Origin of the sequence: Musicola paradisiaca NCPPB 2511 (genome assembly GCF_000400505.1) — a bacterium.
GTDB classification, from domain to species: Bacteria; Pseudomonadota; Gammaproteobacteria; order Enterobacterales; family Enterobacteriaceae; genus Musicola; species Musicola paradisiaca.
This window is the reverse complement of record NZ_CM001857.1, coordinates 251,554-267,708: the sequence shown is the minus strand read 5'-3', so window position 1 is coordinate 267,708 and position 16,155 is coordinate 251,554. Positions and strand designations below refer to the sequence as shown.

General features: G+C 55.0%; 15 protein-coding genes. 5 read left to right on the top strand and 10 right to left on the bottom strand.

Annotated elements, in window-relative coordinates:
- The 6 genes from uvrD to lptM form a co-directional block, all read right to left on the bottom strand.
- A partial coding sequence (uvrD, locus tag DPA2511_RS20830; protein WP_035049277.1) for a DNA helicase II occupies positions 1-1,860 on the bottom strand: 1,860 nt, incomplete at its 3' end.
- An 86-nt stretch (positions 1,861-1,946) separates the two neighbouring features.
- On the bottom strand, positions 1,947-2,663 hold the full coding sequence (yigB, locus tag DPA2511_RS01230; protein ID WP_012763875.1) for a 5-amino-6-(5-phospho-D-ribitylamino)uracil phosphatase YigB: 717 nt from the start codon (positions 2,661-2,663) through the stop codon (positions 1,947-1,949).
- Complete coding sequence (gene xerC, locus DPA2511_RS01225) at positions 2,663-3,571, bottom strand: tyrosine recombinase XerC (RefSeq protein WP_012763874.1); 909 nt, start codon at positions 3,569-3,571, stop codon at positions 2,663-2,665. The genes yigB and xerC overlap by 1 nt, the downstream gene beginning before the upstream one ends.
- Complete coding sequence (locus DPA2511_RS01220) at positions 3,568-4,269, bottom strand: DUF484 domain-containing protein (protein ID WP_012763873.1); 702 nt, start codon at positions 4,267-4,269, stop codon at positions 3,568-3,570. The genes xerC and DPA2511_RS01220 overlap by 4 nt, the downstream gene beginning before the upstream one ends.
- On the bottom strand, positions 4,266-5,090 hold the full coding sequence (gene dapF, locus DPA2511_RS01215) for a diaminopimelate epimerase (RefSeq protein WP_012763872.1): 825 nt from the start codon (positions 5,088-5,090) through the stop codon (positions 4,266-4,268). Before dapF ends, DPA2511_RS01220 begins: the two co-directional genes overlap by 4 nt.
- A gap of 94 nt (positions 5,091-5,184) precedes the next feature.
- On the bottom strand, positions 5,185-5,358 hold the full coding sequence (lptM, locus tag DPA2511_RS01210) for an LPS translocon maturation chaperone LptM (RefSeq protein ID WP_012763871.1): 174 nt from the start codon (positions 5,356-5,358) through the stop codon (positions 5,185-5,187).
- 77 nt (positions 5,359-5,435) lie between these two features.
- Here lptM and cyaY point away from each other — a divergent pair, with 77 nt between their 5' ends.
- Positions 5,436-5,756 carry an iron donor protein CyaY gene (cyaY, locus tag DPA2511_RS01205; protein WP_012763870.1) on the top strand — a complete coding sequence of 107 codons (321 nt, stop codon included), beginning with the start codon at positions 5,436-5,438 and terminating at the stop codon, positions 5,754-5,756.
- A 42-nt stretch (positions 5,757-5,798) separates the two neighbouring features.
- On the opposite strand, the gene DPA2511_RS01200 is transcribed toward cyaY, so the two are convergent.
- Positions 5,799-8,354, bottom strand: a complete 2,556-nt coding sequence (locus tag DPA2511_RS01200) for a class I adenylate cyclase (RefSeq protein WP_012763869.1) — start codon at positions 8,352-8,354, stop codon at positions 5,799-5,801.
- A gap of 327 nt (positions 8,355-8,681) precedes the next feature.
- Between DPA2511_RS01200 and hemC the strand changes: the two genes are divergently transcribed.
- Genes hemC through hemY form a run of 4 tightly spaced genes read left to right on the top strand, consistent with a single transcriptional unit; the run spans position 8,682 to position 12,704 of the window.
- Positions 8,682-9,623 carry a hydroxymethylbilane synthase gene (gene hemC, locus DPA2511_RS01195; RefSeq protein WP_012763868.1) on the top strand — a complete coding sequence of 314 codons (942 nt, stop codon included), beginning with the start codon at positions 8,682-8,684 and terminating at the stop codon, positions 9,621-9,623.
- The gene (gene hemD / locus DPA2511_RS01190) at positions 9,620-10,360 is read left to right on the top strand and encodes a uroporphyrinogen-III synthase (RefSeq protein ID WP_012763867.1); all 741 of its coding nucleotides are present in this window, start codon (positions 9,620-9,622) and stop codon (positions 10,358-10,360) included. The genes hemC and hemD overlap by 4 nt, the downstream gene beginning before the upstream one ends.
- Positions 10,361-10,383: 23 nt before the next feature.
- The gene (gene hemX, locus DPA2511_RS01185; protein WP_012763866.1) at positions 10,384-11,508 is read left to right on the top strand and encodes a uroporphyrinogen-III C-methyltransferase; all 1,125 of its coding nucleotides are present in this window, start codon (positions 10,384-10,386) and stop codon (positions 11,506-11,508) included.
- Between the two features lie 2 nt (positions 11,509-11,510).
- On the top strand, positions 11,511-12,704 hold the full coding sequence (hemY, locus tag DPA2511_RS01180) for a protoheme IX biogenesis protein HemY (RefSeq protein ID WP_012763865.1): 1,194 nt from the start codon (positions 11,511-11,513) through the stop codon (positions 12,702-12,704).
- A gap of 205 nt (positions 12,705-12,909) precedes the next feature.
- Here hemY and idnR read toward each other — a convergent pair whose 3' ends face one another.
- The 3 genes from idnR to idnO all read right to left on the bottom strand — a co-directional run bounded on the left by idnR (position 12,910) and on the right by idnO (position 16,152).
- Positions 12,910-13,908, bottom strand: coding sequence for a DNA-binding transcriptional regulator IdnR (gene idnR / locus DPA2511_RS01175; protein WP_012763864.1), 999 nt, complete (start codon positions 13,906-13,908; stop codon positions 12,910-12,912).
- A 67-nt stretch (positions 13,909-13,975) separates the two neighbouring features.
- The gene (locus DPA2511_RS01170) at positions 13,976-15,295 is read right to left on the bottom strand and encodes a gluconate:H+ symporter (protein ID WP_012763863.1); all 1,320 of its coding nucleotides are present in this window, start codon (positions 15,293-15,295) and stop codon (positions 13,976-13,978) included.
- 92 nt (positions 15,296-15,387) lie between these two features.
- Positions 15,388-16,152: a gluconate 5-dehydrogenase gene (idnO, locus tag DPA2511_RS01165; protein WP_012763862.1), complete on the bottom strand. Its 765-nt coding sequence runs from the start codon at positions 16,150-16,152 to the stop codon at positions 15,388-15,390.
- Between the last annotated feature and the right edge of the window lie 3 nt (positions 16,153-16,155).

The window sequence follows — 16,155 nt, the reverse complement described above, 5'->3', positions numbered from 1 at the left end:
CAAACGACGGCTTTCGGCGTAGGTCAAGGTCAGCTTATGCATGGCGCGGGTGACGCCGACATAAGCCAAACGGCGCTCTTCCTCCAGACGGCCGCCTTCATCCAGCGACATCTGGCTGGGAAACATGCCTTCTTCCATCCCGACGATAAACACCTGTGGAAACTCCAGCCCCTTGGCCGAGTGCAGGGTCATCAGTTGCACCGCATCCTGATACGCATCCGCCTGCCCCTCGCCCGCTTCCAGCGCAGCATGGGAAAGAAAGGCCTGCAACGGCATCAGATCCTGATCTTCTTCCTGATAACTGAACTGGCGCGTTGCCGTCACCAGCTCCTCCAGGTTTTCCACCCTGGCCTGTCCTTTCTCGCCTTTCTCCTGCTCGTACATGCCCCACAGGCCGGAATCGCGTATCGCCCGGTCGGTCTGAACATGCAGCGGCAAATCGGCGGTATCGGAGGCCAACGCATCCACCAGTTCCAGAAAACGCTGCAATGCCGACGCCGCACGCCCGGCCAACACTTTTTCCTGCAACAGCGCTCGGGTCGCCTGCCAGAGCGTCAGTTGACGATCGCGCGCCGTCTGGCGCACCACATCCAACGTGCGATCGCCGATACCGCGCGTCGGCGTATTGACCACCCGCTCAAACGCTGCGTCATCATTGCGGTTGGCGATCAGCCGCAGATAAGAAAGCGCATCTTTGATTTCCTGCCGCTCGAAGAAACGCATGCCGCCATAGATTCGATATGGCAGATTCTGTTGCAGCAGCGCCTCTTCCAGCACGCGCGACTGAGCATTGCTGCGATAAAGAATGGCGCATTCGATCAATGCGCCGCCCGCGTCTTGCCACACTTTGATGCGATTAACGACGAAACGCGCTTCATCAAGCTCGTTGAACGCGCAATACAGGGAGATCGGCTCGCCTTCCACGCCGTCCGTCCACAGGTTCTTGCCGAGACGATCGCCGTTATGGGCGATCAACGCATTCGCGGCGTTGAGGATAGTCGCGGTGGATCGGTAATTCTGCTCCAGACGGATGGTTTCCACTTGCTGAAAATCACGCAGGAAATGTTGAATGTTCTCAACCTGCGCGCCGCGCCAACCATAAATGGACTGATCATCATCGCCGACGATCATCACCCTGGCGCTGTCGCCGGCCAGCAACCGGATCCAGGCATACTGAATGCGGTTGGTATCCTGAAATTCGTCCACCAAGATGTTGGTGAACCGATCACGGTAATGCTGCAGGATATGGGGTTTATTCAGCCACAGCTCATGGGCGCGCAGCAGCAGCTCAGCAAAATCCACCAACCCGGCTCGGTCGCAGGCTTCCTGATAAGCCTGATAAACGCGCAGCCAGGTCTGCTCGACCGGGTTGCCATAGCTGTCGATATGGTGTGGCCTCAACCCCTCGTCTTTCTTGCCGTTGATGTACCACATCGCCTGACGCGGCGGCCACTGTTTCTCGTCCAGATTCAGTGCTTTGATCAGCCGCTTAAGCAGCCGCAGTTGATCTTCGCTGTCCAGAATCTGGAAATCCTGCGGCAGTCCCGCATCCAGATGATGCGCGCGCAGCAAACGATGTGCTAACCCATGGAAAGTACCGATCCACATGCCGCCCTGACTGGTGCCGATCAGCTGATCGATACGATGACGCATCTCCGCCGCCGCCTTGTTGGTGAACGTCACCGCCATAATGGAATAGGGGGAGCAGTTCTCCACCGTCAGCAGCCAGGCGATACGATGCACCAACACGCGGGTTTTGCCGCTGCCTGCGCCGGCCAGCACCAACATATTGCTGCGCGGCGCCGCCACGGCGTCACGCTGTTTATCGTTCAGGCTATCGAGCAGATCAGATACGTCCATAGGCGTCGGTTATCCGTCAGAAGGGAACACGGCCTCCGACCGGAGACAAATTCCACTGTTTATTTATACAGTCAACAAGGCAGGAATTATAGCAATGCCGTTAGCGATGCCAACCTGAAAATCTCCACATGAGGCAGCAACCGGGCATCGGGAATATGCATCAGATTACCGTCCCGCAGGTTGATCCAGCAGGATTGCATCCCGTTGCGCACCGCGCCGGCGACATCCGTGGTGAGATCATCCCCCACATGCAGCAGGCTGTGCAACGGCAAATTCAGCTTTTCCGCCGCACGGTGGTACATATCGCCCCAGGGTTTTGAACGACCATCCGGGCCGGCGCGCAGGATAAAACGGAAATAGCCCCCCAAACCGCAGGCGTGCGGATCCGCATTGCCGTTGGTGATCGCCACCAACGGCCAGCGTTGCGCCAGCGCCGTCAGGGTATCGTGGGTTTCCTGCGGTACTTCAATGCGGCTGCGCCAGTGTGCAAACTCCGCCATCACCGCGTCCGCTCCGCGATGGGACTCCGACGGCGTCAAACCCGCCCGACGCATCGCCAACTGTACGGAACGCCAGCGCCAGTGCGTAACATCATGATAAATTTCCGGTTCCTGCTGTCGCAACTCCTGACGCAGGCGCGCCAGGGTATCCACCGTCAGCGACGCTAGCGCGGGATGGTAATCCTGCAAAAAACGCAGCGTTTCCCGCTCCGTGCGCAAAATAACGTCATGGTTGTCGTACAGCGTATCGTCCAGATCAAAAGTCATCGCGCCGATCGGCCCGAGCGGACGGTAGAAATGCATCAGGATTTTCCTCGTTTGGCACGCGGATGCGCGGCATCGTACACCGATGCCAGATGTTGAAAGTCAAGGTGGGTATAGATTTGGGTGGTCGACAGGTTGGCATGGCCAAGCAATTCCTGCACCGCGCGCAAATCACCGCTGGATTCCAGCATATGCGTCGCGAAAGAGTGTCGCAGTTTATGAGGATGAACATGGCTGCTGATACCTTGTTTCACCCCCCATTCAGCAAAGCGTTTCTGTACGTTCCGCATTGAGATTCGCTTTCCCCGGCTGGAAACAAAGACGGCATCATCGTCCGGCGCATAAATTTCACGCACATCCAGCCAGCGCCGCAACCAGGCCACCGCAGTGGCGCCTATCGGCAGACGGCGCTCTTTACTGCCTTTTCCCAACACCCAGATTTCGCCGTCCGCCAGATCAAGATGACGGCAATCAAGCCCTACCAGCTCCGCCAGACGTAAACCGGCGCCATACATGACCTCCAACATGGCCCGGTCACGGACGGCCAATGGATCATTCAGGTCGATCGCCAACAGGCGATCCGTCTCATCCACATCCATATTCTTCGGCAAATGGCGCCCCGCTTTGGGTGCGGATACGCCACGCGCCGGGTTGGCGCTCAGTTCGCCCCGACTCACTAACCAGTCAAGGAAACTGCGCAGAGCAGACAGACGCTGGGCCAGGCTGGCGGCACTGAGCCCGTCGCGCTTGCCGCGCGCCGCCAGCGAACGCACACCGGCGGCGTCCAGCCGGCGCCAGTCGCTTATGCCGCTCTCTTCAAGAGTCGATGCGATAACCTGCAACTGATGCTGATAGCTGCGCAACGTCAATGGGCTGAGCCGACGCTCTACACGCAGATAGCGAAGAAAGGCATTGACCGGTATGACAAGGGGGGATGGCGCGGTCATAGGCGTTCAATCCAACGCTCCAGCAATGTCGGCACAAGAATCGCCAGGTGCTGTAGCAGATCGGTACCCATTCCGTCCTGATAATGATGGCTGTCACGGCTGCTGAACATCAGCAACCCCAGATCGCCGTTTTTTCCCATTAGCGACAGGGCCACCGACCCCACCTGTCGGGCCTGGGGCAACAGCAGCAACAGTTCTGCGCTGTTCAGCGTACCGAGATAGTGTTTTTGGTCGCCCAGTCGTTGAATGCGCAGCGGCTCAAACAACGTTCTGTTCAGCGCCAGATGCGTAAAATCAGAAGGCGCGCCAATGCGCCAGCGATCGCTGAACAGACGGATCGTCGCACCCGACAGCCCCAGATCGCGCGCCCATCGGTACAACCGATCCAACAGCGATTGCAACGAATCGGCCGTCGACAACGCCAATTGCAGTTGTAGCAGCTGGTTAAACAGCGCCTCATTGCGCATCGCCTGTTCCATCAGCAGGGCGATTTCTTCTTCCAGATACTGAATTTTCGCGCGCTGACGGGACATCTGCCATTCCACCAGCGATACCGTTCCCCTTACCGGGTGAGGAACCCGCATTTGGGCGGCCTGATGCGCGTGACGAATGAAAAAGTCAGGATGCTGATGCAGATACTGCAGCACCTGTTCGTCAGTCATTTCCTGACGTGCAACCTGCTCTTCATTCCCGTTCATAGATGAATAAATCCATCATAGACGTGTGTCGCCGGGCCAGTCATGAACAGCGGGTTTCCGGGGCCATCCCAATGTATATTCAGTTCACCGCCCGGTAGCCGGACATTAACGTCCGCCGCCAGCAGCCCTTGCTGAATCCCCACGGCGACCGCTGCGCACGCACCGCTGCCGCAGGCCTGGGTTTCTCCGGCACCGCGTTCATATACCCGCAACTGAATCGCATTGCGATTGATTATCTGCATAAAACCAATATTAGCGCGTTCAGGGAAACGCTCATGGCTTTCCAACAACGGCCCCAATGTTTCAACCGGCGCGGTATCCACATTCTCCACCTGAATCACGCAATGCGGATTCCCCATGGAAACGACGCCGCACATCACAGTGCGCTCGGCCACCCGCAGGATGTAGGTTTTCTCCGACTTAGCCGCACGAAACGGCACCTGTTGCGGCTCAAAATTGGGTTCTCCCATGTTGACGCGCACCAATTCGTCTTCCGTCACGGAAAGAACCATACGCCCATTGTGCGTACTGACATTGATGTCACGTTTGTTGGTCAACCCTTTGAGACGAACGAAACGAGCAAAACAGCGCGCGCCGTTGCCGCATTGAGCAACTTCGCTGCCGTCTGCATTAAAGATGCGATAATGAAAATCCAGTTCAGGATCATAAGGCGGTTCGACGATCAGCAACTGATCGAATCCCACGCCACAGTGTCGATCCGACAGCCGGCGGATCAACTCCGGCGAAAAGTAGACATTCTGCGTTACGGCATCGACAACCATAAAATCGTTGCCCAAACCGTGCATTTTGGAAAACTGCATTATCCTGACCCCGCTGACTTACATCCGCTACGAGAATTGCTCCCCGTCATCCGCAATCACTTGTTGCTCAATCATGCCACCTGGTTATCTCCGACTATTGGGTTTTGGCAGGCGACGATTGTTGCTGAGTCTGGTTAGTTTGCTGTTGTACTTGCTTTGCTGGTGCAGGCGTATTTTCCGGCGGGAAATAGAGCGGCCCTTTCAGACCACAACCAACCAGTGACAACACCAACAGAGCCAGCGCGCTCTGGCGAAAAACTTTGTTCATTTTGTTAAAACCTGTCATTCATAGACCTATGCTCTCTATAATCGCAGGTGGATCATGAAAATCAATAGGAATCGAATATGAACGATAGCGAGTTTCATCAATTGGCCGACGCTTTGATGTTGAAAATAGAGGAAACGCTGGATCGATTTGATGGCGATGCGGATATCGATTATGAAACCAACGGCGGCGTCATGACGCTCAGTTTTGAAAACGGCAGCAAGATTGTGATCAACCGGCAGGAGCCCATGCACCAAGTCTGGCTGGCGACCAAAAGCGGCGGCTATCACTTCGACTACCGCGATGGCCTTTGGATTTGCGATCGCAGCGGCAACGAATTCATGGCGTTACTGGCAACCGCCTGTTCCGAACAGAGCGGCGAAGACGTCAACTTTGGGTAAACGGCCGTCGGGGTGACAACGCACACCCCGGCAGACGGATGGTCACAGCATCTGTAACCGATGGTTCAGCACCGGATTTTTCTCCTCCGATGCTGAAGCGGAATACAAATGGGAGATGGCATTGCTGCGAAAAGGAACGGCTTGAACACGCCCTTCCAACTGCACAATCTGATAGAACTGCGGCAGGTTGAAATTGATAAAGCTGGAGCCGTAGGTAAAACGGTCGTGCGACGACGAGTAGAACCGGCTGACATCCCGTACCAACTCTTCCTTACTTCCTTCACAGTGGTGATACACCTCAACCCGGTTGGACTCATCCAGAATATAAATATTGAACCCTTGATTATCTTGCTGATCTTCAAAAAAGAACTGGATGATCCCCTCGCTGGCGACGCCATCCACTACCGGCGGCAGGTGGATTGGATTGGTTTCGACCTGAACCGGCAACCCTTGCAGTTTGTTATTGGAGATGGCGCCGTAAAACTCCACCGCATTCTCCAGCTTCTGGGCAGACACGCTCAGACGTTCGAAGAACAATCCCCAGGTTTCGCCCGCCACCTTCACAGCCTTAAAGCGTCCCGGATCCTGACGGGTACTGGTCAGGCGCAATTCGATACACTCGGAAACCAACTGCTGTACCCGCGTGCGAATAAGACCGCGAAGATGTTGGCTATAGCAAAACACCTCCAGCGACTCCGGCAATGCAGCATCCTGATGCATTTTGCCAAGAATGGTTTTCAGCGCTTCCAGCATCGCCTGTTCGCCACTGAAATGCAGTGTCCTCACTTCGTTCCAGGAATTGCGATACAGCAAATCGATGCTACCCACCAGACACTGCTGCTGTTGGCCAAAGCTGAATACATCAAGCTGCCGGAAATCAAAATGCACCACCTGATTGCGAAACGCCGCCGTTGGGTCGTACTCCAGATTGACGATAATCGCCAGATGTCGGATTTCACACGGGCTGTAGAGCGCTTTCGGCGTCGGTGCGGGAACTCGAAGCGGGAAATGGCTGGAAACGTCGGAGACCAGCTCCTGCAACCTGGCGATATCGCACAGGTCGTGCCCTTTAATATGCAAGCGGGTGGATGGCGTCAGCAGACCATTGAAATACGCCCAGGCCACCAGCTTGTTTAGGTAGCGGTTATATTCCAGCGGCTGGTGGCTAACGATAGCGTCCATTGACGGCGCCTGATTGTATAGATACCAACCTGAACGATTGGCACGACCAGGCGGCACATGGATAAATGTGAGGTTGGTTTCCGATAAATCAGGTGAAATCTGCGGGTTAACCAGCGTCACTTTGCCTGGCAACGCTTCAAAAGCCGCGTACAGTTTGCGGGTCAACACGCCGATATCCTGCGGGCTGGCGCTAACGCTCAAATTGTTGCGGCGTGCGAAACGGATCAGGTTGCGATAACTCTGCATCATCGCATCCAGCAGTTCATTGTGCGCCTCGCGTACCCGGCCAATTTTCCAGTTGGCACGATTATCGAGCACCCGGATACGGGTCTCATCCCACCCCCACTCCTGAACCATTTGGGTCAGAATCTGGCGACGCCAGGGGGTACACGCGCGTTCGAGGGAAAGTTTCTCGCACACTTTCAGATAGAAACAGCGTCTTACCAAATCCAAACGGGTGGTATCGCCGATATCATTCAGATACTGGGTTACGCGCTCCAGCATCATGCAGTAAGGATCGAGGCCGTAGGAGACGATTTCTCCTTTATGCAGACGGGTCTTGATTTCTGTCGACAACAAGCGGGTGTTGGGATATTCCCAGGAATAAGTCTCCAGCAGCAACGTTTTCAATACTGCCTTATAGGGAGAGTCTATGCTCTTGTACAACTGCCACAAACTGGCGCCGAAATACTCTTCCGCCGACAACGTACTCAACCCGCCCAGATCCAGCCATTCGTTGGGAGCCAGCGCGCCTTGCGCATACAGGGAAAGCACGTACTCATCGTAATTGCTTTCCTCTTCCACCGGCACCATATTCCACAGAATACGTTTGCCCGCCATACGCACCGCAGTGCGGTAAAACTCATCCAGCAGCAAAATATGCTGGGTCGAACCACAATCCTCGCCGCTGAGGCTACCGCTCTCATTGTGACGGAAACGGTTCTCATCCATCACGAAAAAACTGACATCCACGCCTTGTCCGGCCGCCCATTTTTCAAGCAGCGAACATTTTTGTTGCAGGCGTTGACGCTCGTCGTTATCGAGCCAGGATTGATGACAAACCCAGATATCCAGATCGGAGCTGCAGCTCTGACCGATAGAGGAGGTACTCCCCATGGAGTAAACGCCGGTGATCGGCAACTCGCCTTTGTGATCGGGCGCCGACAGCTCACCCCAGCGAAGCTCTACACTATCAAGGTAATGTTGTTGTTTTTCATCAGGCGTAAACAGGCAGATACCGTGCGGAACTTTCCCTTCCACATATCCCGGCATCAGCGGATGATGATGATGTAATAAAACTGGCAAAAGACTGTATACCTGCTGAAAAGCGGGTTTCATTGCTTCCAGAGCACGATCAACACGCAGTTGGTTAATCGCATCCAGTCTTTGCTTCAGGGTCTCGATGTAGAAGTACAAGACGTTTTGCCTGCTTATCCCAGTGCCGATAAATAAAGCCGACGCTTCCGGATCTGCCCTGTAATTTGCTTAGAGGAATAGCGGGCAGGTATTGCTGGAAACGTGATCAATTTAACACCTTGCTGAAACAGCGTAAAGAAAGTAAAGAAAGTTAGATTTGTCTAATGGTGCTTCGCCACTGCTCAGATTATCGCCTGTTCCAGGGAGCGGTGTCATCTCTCTTTACACCCTGAATCACATCCCGTCAGGCGCGACCACCGCCCGCCACTGACACCGGCTCGCCTTCGGTGGTACGATGAAAAGAAAGGATCTAAAACGGTATCAAGCATGGTAGACAATATTCTAAGGATTGCCACCCGACAAAGCCCGCTCGCGCTGTGGCAGGCGCACTACGTGCAGCAACGCTTACAAGCCTGTCATCCTGGGCTGCGGGTGGAGTTGGTGCCCATGGTCACGCGCGGCGATGTCTTGCTGGATACGCCGTTGGCCAAGGTAGGCGGCAAGGGGCTGTTCGTCAAAGAGCTGGAACTGGCCTTGCTGGAAGATCGCGCCGACATCGCCGTGCACTCCATGAAGGATGTCCCTGTCGAATTCCCAGCCCAACTGGGTCTGGTCACTATTTGCGAGCGGGATGACCCCCGCGACGCCTTCGTCTCGAACCGATACGCCAATCTGGATGCATTACCGCCCGGCGCCGTAGTCGGCACCTCCAGCCTGCGGCGCCAATGCCAACTTCGCGCCCGCCGCCCAGATCTGGTTATCCGCGATCTACGCGGCAACGTCGGCACCCGGCTCGGCAAACTGGATAACGGCGACTACGACGCCATCATTCTGGCCGTCGCCGGTCTGAACCGTCTGGGGCTGGAAGGCCGAATCCGCGCAGCGCTGAGTCCAGAACAATCGCTCCCGGCGGTGGGTCAGGGAGCCGTCGGCGTGGAATGTCGTCTTGACGACACACGGACGCGCGCGCTGCTGGCTCCGCTCAATCATGATGATACCGCCGCGCGCGTACTGGCCGAACGCGCGATGAATACACGCCTTGAAGGCGGCTGTCAGGTACCGATCGGCAGCTACGCCGAATTGCAGGGTGACGCCATCTGGCTGCGCGCGCTGGTAGGGTCTCCCGACGGCAGCCGCATCATTCGCGGCGAACGCACCGGTCGCCGTCAGGACGCCGAACAGCTGGGTATTTCCCTGGCGGATGAACTCCTGGCCGCCGGCGCCAGAGAGATACTGCAGGCCGTGTACTACGGGGGAGCCAACTCATGACGATTCTGGTTACCCGTCCCTCTCCCGCGGGTGAGCAACTGGTAGCCCGTCTCCGATTGGCTGGTTTTCACGCCTACCACAGTCCGTTAATCGAATTTTCTCCCGGCCGGGAATTAGCGTCGTTGCCCACCCGGCTTGCTGCGCTTCAGGCAGGCGATCTGGTTTTCGCCTTATCGCAACATGTGGTGGAGTTCGCCGATCCGCTGATGTCACGCGGCGGCCATGTCTGGCCCAGCAGTCTGACGTACTACGCCGTTGGGCGAACGACCGGATTAGCGCTGCATACCGTCAGCGGTTTGCCGGTACATTACCCACCAGTGCGAGCCACCAGCGAAACTCTGCTACAACTGACTGAACTACAAAACATTGCCGGACGGCACGCCTTACTCTTGCGCGGCAACGGCGGTCGGGAATTGCTGGGCGATACCTTGCAGGAACGAGGCGCCATCGTCAGCTACTGCGAATGCTATCAGCGGACGCTCGTACACTACGATGGCGCGGAACAATGCCAACGTTGGCAAACACTTGGCGTAAATACACTGGTCATCACCAGCGGGGAGATGCTGCAAGCGCTCCATGACCTGGTACCGGATGTTTATCAGGCCAACTGGCTGTTAACATGTCGGGTCATCGTCGTCAGCGAGCGGCTGGCTGAGGCCGCTCGTAAACTCGGCTGGAGCGACGTCGACGTGGCCGACAATGCCGACAATGATGCGCTGATGCGCGCCCTACAATAACCAAGATCATAGGATGTATGATTATGACGGAACACGTTACCCCCTCAACGCCTTCTGAAGAGGTTGTCGAACGGGTTGAACCCGCGCATCCGCAGAAATCACCGACACCACCGGCCCGTCAGGGTATTGTACCGTGCGCTGTCGCTATCGTCGTCGCGCTGGCGCTGAGCGGCGGCGTTTACTATTACGCCCATCAACAGCTACAACGCCAGTCGACGGAAACAGCCCTTCTGCAAGAGCAAATCGTCGCCTTGCAGAAGCAACAGACGCAATCCCAACAGCAATGGCAGCAGGCGCAGGAACAGCAGAGCAAGATACAGAATGCGGATGAACAACGTCTGGCGGCGTTGGCCCGCCAGGCGGGAGAGATGCAGGAAAAACTGGCTACGCTGTCCAACAGCGACGCCAAAACCTGGCTACTGGCGCAGGCAGACTTTCTGGTTAAACAGGCCGGGCGTAAATTATGGAGCGATAAGGACGTCACCACCGCCGGCGCGTTGCTGAAAAGCGCCGATACCAGTCTGGCGGAGATGAACGACCCCAGTCTGCTCGATGTCCGCCGCGCCATCACTCATGACATCAACCAGTTAGCGAACATCAGCCAGATCGATTTCGACGGCATCATCCTTAAGGTCAATCTGCTGGCGGATCAAGTAGACAACCTGCGGCTGGCGGATACCGAGAGCAGCAACGATGAACCCATGGAAGAAAACGATACCACGCTGTCGGCCTCCCTCAGCGAATGGCGCCAGAATTTGAGTAAAAGCTGGCATAACTTCCTGTCCGATTTCATTACCATCCGCCGCCGGGATAACACGGCTGAGCCGCTGCTGGCGCCGAATCAGGACGTCTATCTGCGCGAAAACATCCGCTCCCGCCTGTTAATTGCCGCACAGGCGGTTCCACGCCACCAGAATGAAACTTACAAACAATCGCTGGAAACGGCCGCAACCTGGATTCGCGCCTATTTTGACGAAGAGGATCCCACGACCAAAGCGTTTCTCGAACAGTTGGATATGTTAAGCCAGCAATCGATAACCATGGACTTGCCGACCGAGTTGCAGAGCCAGCCGTTACTTGAACAACTGATGCAAACCCGGGTTCGCAACCTGCTGACTCAACCGGCTGCAACCCCACGGGAGGGCTGAACATGCTGAAGGTTTTTCTGCTGTTTGCGATGCTGATCGCCGGCATCGTAGTGGGCCCGATGCTGGCCGGCCATCAGGGCTACGTCCTGATTCAGACGGATAACTACAACATCGAAACCAGCGTGACCGGGCTGGTCATCATGCTGGTGCTGTTACTGTTGGCATTTATTGCGCTGGAATGGCTGCTAAGACGTCTGTTCCGCACGGGTGCCCGCACCCGGGGTTGGTTTATTGGCCGTAAACGCAGCCGCGCTCGTCAGCAAACCCGGGCGGCGCTGCTGAAACTGACCGAAGGCGACTACCACCAGGTTGAAAAGCTGCTGACCCGCAACGCCGACCACGCCGATCAGCCGGTGGTCAACTATTTGCTGGCGGCCGAAGCGGCCCAGCAGCGCGGCGACGATTTCCGCACCCGGCAGTATCTGGAGCGGGCGGCGGAAATCGCCGACAACGATCAGCTACCGGTGGACATCACCCGAGTGCGCATCCAGTTGGCGCGTAATGAAGATCACGCCGCCCGGCACGGCGTAGATCGGTTGCTGGAGGTGGCGCCGCGTCATCCGGAAGTCCTGCGGTTGGCTGAGCAGGCGTTTTTACGCACCAGCGCCTACAGCGCGCTGCTGGATATCCTCCCCGCCATGCGCAAAACTCGCATTCATGACGAAGCGCATCTGCAATCACTGCAACAACGCGCCACCATCGGGCTGATGGATCAAGCCATGGCGGAAGGCGGCAGCGAAGGGCTGAAGCAATGGTGGAAAAATCAGAACCGCAAGGTACGGCAGGATCTGTCAATGCAGGTGGCGATGGCGGAACACCTCATCGCATGCGACGACCATACGACATCGCAAAACATCATCATTGACGGGTTGAAACGGCAATACGATCACCGTCTGGTGCAACTGATGCCGAGATTGCAGACCGGCAACCCCGAACCGCTGGAAAAAACGCTGCGCCAGCAGCTCAAACAACGCGCCGATGACGCCCTGCTGCACAGCACGCTGGGTCAATTGCTGATGAAACACGGCGAATGGAAACAGGCCAGCGAAGCTTTTCTGGCCGCGCTGGCACTGCGTCCGGATGCGTATGACTACGCCTGGTGCGCCGACGCTTTCGACCGGCTGAAGAGGTATGAAGATGCCGCCCGTATGCGGCGCGAAGGGCTTACACTCACTCTGCAAACCGAGCAGAAATAAAATACGCCCGCCCTGCACCAAGAAAGCAGGGCGGTGTTCATGTAGCGACCTGAATCAGCATTGAATAATTGTTGGTATTGCAGCCGCGTTCCTTTATCAAAAGAACCATGAACTCACCAGCAGGTAATGATCATCGCCAAAGACAGGGCAGTATTTTCATCGTGATGGTTATCAGTATGTACTATTTATTGAATGGAACGCGATGCTACAACGTATCTCCGCGGTAAATCTGATAACCCAAATCCGTTGAATACGTTGAGTAGTCTCTGTCACTGATTTTATTAAGCAAAATGGTCGCTGCCCGTTGCCCAATGGCGAAGCGGGGGGTAATAACAGTGGCAAGGCTGGGTATCATTTCTCGTCCGATATCAAGGCCATGAAACCCGGCGATAGAAACTTCTTCAGGTACGCGAATACCTTTTCTCAGGCAATATAATAATGCGCCGACGGCAATATCATCATTGGTGCAAAATATTCCATCCAGATCGGGATACTCAATAAACGCCTGTTCGATCAGTTGTGCCCCAAGCTGCATGGAAGAAATAGATCTGGGGTTAATTCGATAGGCTGACAACCCGTGTTGCCGCATTGCGTCGCAATACCCCTGATAACGTAATTCGTCGCGCAAATCATCCTGGGAACCAAAATAAATAATTTTCTTTTTCTGACGATTTTCCAGCATCGTCGACACCATATCAAACGCCGCACGGCTATTCTGAAACCCGACTTCCATATCCAGACTTTCGCCTTCGGTATCCATCACTTCCACAATGGGAATATTGGCATTGCGCAGGTTTTTCACTGCCCGTAAGGTGTGTGATTTTTCGGAAAGAATAATACCGTCAATATTATAAGATAGCAGATTGAGGATCTGTTTTTCTTCTGAGTCCCGTTTGTAATTATAATTAGCAATCAAAATCTGGTATTGATTACCGGATGTCACAGATTCAATACCTGCCAGCATGTCGGCAAAAAGCTGATTGGTAAACGAAGGAATTAATACACCTATCGTATAGCTTTTTATATTCAGCAACATTTCCGGCGCACGATTGGGGATATAGTCAATATCCGCCATCACCTGAGCAATCTTTTTTCCTGTTTCAGGAGAAACCTGATTCGGCGTGCGTAAATAACGACTAACCGTCATTTTGGTGACATTCGCCAGATTAGCGATATCCTGCAAGGAAACCCGATACTTTCTCATCACGCCTCTTCACGCTGCTCTTCGGGGCAGGAAGCCGCAGCGTTCCTGCCCCGCATGCCGTTAATGCTTAATGAATAATATTATTCAATATCAATACCCCGATGATACCCAGAACAGAGATTAACGTTTCCATCACCGTCCACACCTTTAATGTCTCGCCGACACTCAGGTTGAAATACCCCTTAAACAACCAGAAACCGGGATCGTTAACGTGTGAGGCAATCACGCTGCCCGACCCTACCGCCAGCACCATCAGCGCCGGATCGGCGTGATTGGCCGAAATCAGCGGCAACACGATGCCCGCCGTCGTAATTGCGGCCACCGTGGCCGACCCCAGCGCGATACGCAGCAACGCCGCAACCGTCCAGCACATCAATAACGGCGACAGCGACGACCCTTTCATCAGTTCGGCAATGTACTGCCCTACGCCGCTGTCGACCAGAACCTGCTTGAATGCGCCACCGCCGGCGATGATAAACAGGATCATGGCGATCGCACCGATGGAATCGCTGACGATGTCCATCACCGACGCCATATTCCGCCCACCGCGCAGCCCCAACGTAAAGACAGCCAGCACGATGGCGATAAACAACGCGACCGCCGGATGGCCAATAAACTCAAAGCATTGCCGAACCGCATTCTCTTTTGGCAACAGCATTTCGCAGATCGCCGCAGCAGCCATCAGAATGACGGGGATAATCGCCGCCAGCAGGCTAACGCCAAAACCCGGCATTTCCTCTTCAGTGAAAATTTTCGGGTTAAACAACCCCTTGGGCGGCTCTTTCTCATATTTCTTCAAACACCTGGAAAACACCGGCCCCGCGATAATTACCGTTGGAATGGTAATGATCATCCCATATAGCAGCGTCACGCCCAGATTGGCGTTAAAAATGGTGGCGATGGCGGTCGGCCCTGGGTGGGGCGGCAGAAAACAGTGCGTAACGGACAGTGCGGCGACCATGGGAACGCCAACGTACAACAGCGGGAGTTGCGCCGCCGCCACGATGGTAAACACCAGCGGCAACAGCAGGACAAAACCCACTTCGTAAAACATGGCCAGCCCGACAATCAGGCCGGTAATCACCAGGGCCCATTGAATCCGGCTTTTCCCGAAATGGTGAATAAGGGTTGTCGCAATGCGCTGTGCCGCGCCGGTATCCGAAATTAAACGTCCCAGCATGGCGCCGAAACCCAGAATCATGGATAACCCGCCCAGCGTACCGCCAATCCCGGACTGAATAGAAGACATGACTTTCAGTGGCGCCATACCCTCACCGACGCCGACCAGGGCGGCAACCAGAATTAATGCAATAAAGCCATTTATTTTAAATCCAATCATCAGGATCAATAATAACGCGACCCCTATAGCAATAATGACTAAAGGCATAAGATGTTCCTGTAATAAAGGCAGCGAGAATCTCGCCGCCATAGACACGGTGTATCCGCTAATTCGAATTTATTTATATTTTGTCGGTGGTATTAAACCGCGACCAACATACCGCCGTCGACGAACAATAAATGCCCGTTTACAAAGTTGGATGCGCCGGATGACAGGAAAACCGCCGCGCCGATTAACTCCTCAGGATTGCCCCAACGGGCTGCGGGTGTGCGCTTCGTCAGCCATGCGGTGAATTCCTGATTTTCCACCAACGCCTTGGTCATTTCTGTTTTGAAATAACCCGGAGCAATACCATTCACCTGAATATTGTAACGCGCCAGTTCCACACACATTCCGCGCGTCAGCATTTTTACCGCCCCTTTCGATGCGGCATACGGCGTAATGGTGTCTCGACCCAATTCACTTTGCATGGAGCAAATATTGACGATTTTTCCGGCACGGCGCTCCACCATGTTACGGGCCACCGCCTGCGAAACAAAAAAGACGGCGGACTGATTCACCGCAATCACATCATTCCACTCATTTTCCGGAAATTCAGTAAAAGGATGGCGGCGCTGAATACCCGCGTTATTAATCAGTACATCTATTGCGCCAATATTTTTTTCTATTCCGTCAATGGCTTCATTCACTTCCTGGCAGCGGGTAACGTCAAACGGTGCGGCGTAAGCGCGATACCCTTGCGCCGTTAATTGCGCAACGGCATGTTCCGCACGCTCGGCGGTAATATCATTAACGATAATCTCAGCACCCTGTTCCGCCAATCCTTTAGCCAAAAGGAAACCAATACCCTGGGCCGATCCGGTAATCAAAACTTTTTTATTTTCCAGTGAAAATATATTTTTCATTTT

What these genes read in the sequence shown, in the direction of transcription:
- lptM (WP_012763871.1), bottom strand. Translation starts at nt 5,358, where the DNA reads ATGAACAAAGTTTTTCGCCAGAGCGCGCTGGCTCTGTTGGTGTTGTCA.
- xerC (WP_012763874.1), bottom strand. Translation starts at nt 3,571, where the DNA reads ATGACCGCGCCATCCCCCCTTGTCATACCGGTCAATGCCTTTCTTCGC.
- hemC (WP_012763868.1), top strand. Translation starts at nt 8,682, where the DNA reads ATGGTAGACAATATTCTAAGGATTGCCACCCGACAAAGCCCGCTCGCG.
- hemD (WP_012763867.1), top strand. Translation starts at nt 9,620, where the DNA reads ATGACGATTCTGGTTACCCGTCCCTCTCCCGCGGGTGAGCAACTGGTA.
- dapF (WP_012763872.1), bottom strand. Translation starts at nt 5,090, where the DNA reads ATGCAGTTTTCCAAAATGCACGGTTTGGGCAACGATTTTATGGTTGTC.
- hemY (WP_012763865.1), top strand. Translation starts at nt 11,511, where the DNA reads ATGCTGAAGGTTTTTCTGCTGTTTGCGATGCTGATCGCCGGCATCGTA.
- idnR (WP_012763864.1), bottom strand. Translation starts at nt 13,908, where the DNA reads ATGAGAAAGTATCGGGTTTCCTTGCAGGATATCGCTAATCTGGCGAAT.
- idnO (WP_012763862.1), bottom strand. Translation starts at nt 16,152, where the DNA reads ATGAAAAATATATTTTCACTGGAAAATAAAAAAGTTTTGATTACCGGA.
- DPA2511_RS01220 (WP_012763873.1), bottom strand. Translation starts at nt 4,269, where the DNA reads ATGAACGGGAATGAAGAGCAGGTTGCACGTCAGGAAATGACTGACGAA.
- DPA2511_RS01170 (WP_012763863.1), bottom strand. Translation starts at nt 15,295, where the DNA reads ATGCCTTTAGTCATTATTGCTATAGGGGTCGCGTTATTATTGATCCTG.
- hemX (WP_012763866.1), top strand. Translation starts at nt 10,384, where the DNA reads ATGACGGAACACGTTACCCCCTCAACGCCTTCTGAAGAGGTTGTCGAA.
- yigB (WP_012763875.1), bottom strand. Translation starts at nt 2,663, where the DNA reads ATGCATTTCTACCGTCCGCTCGGGCCGATCGGCGCGATGACTTTTGAT.
- cyaY (WP_012763870.1), top strand. Translation starts at nt 5,436, where the DNA reads ATGAACGATAGCGAGTTTCATCAATTGGCCGACGCTTTGATGTTGAAA.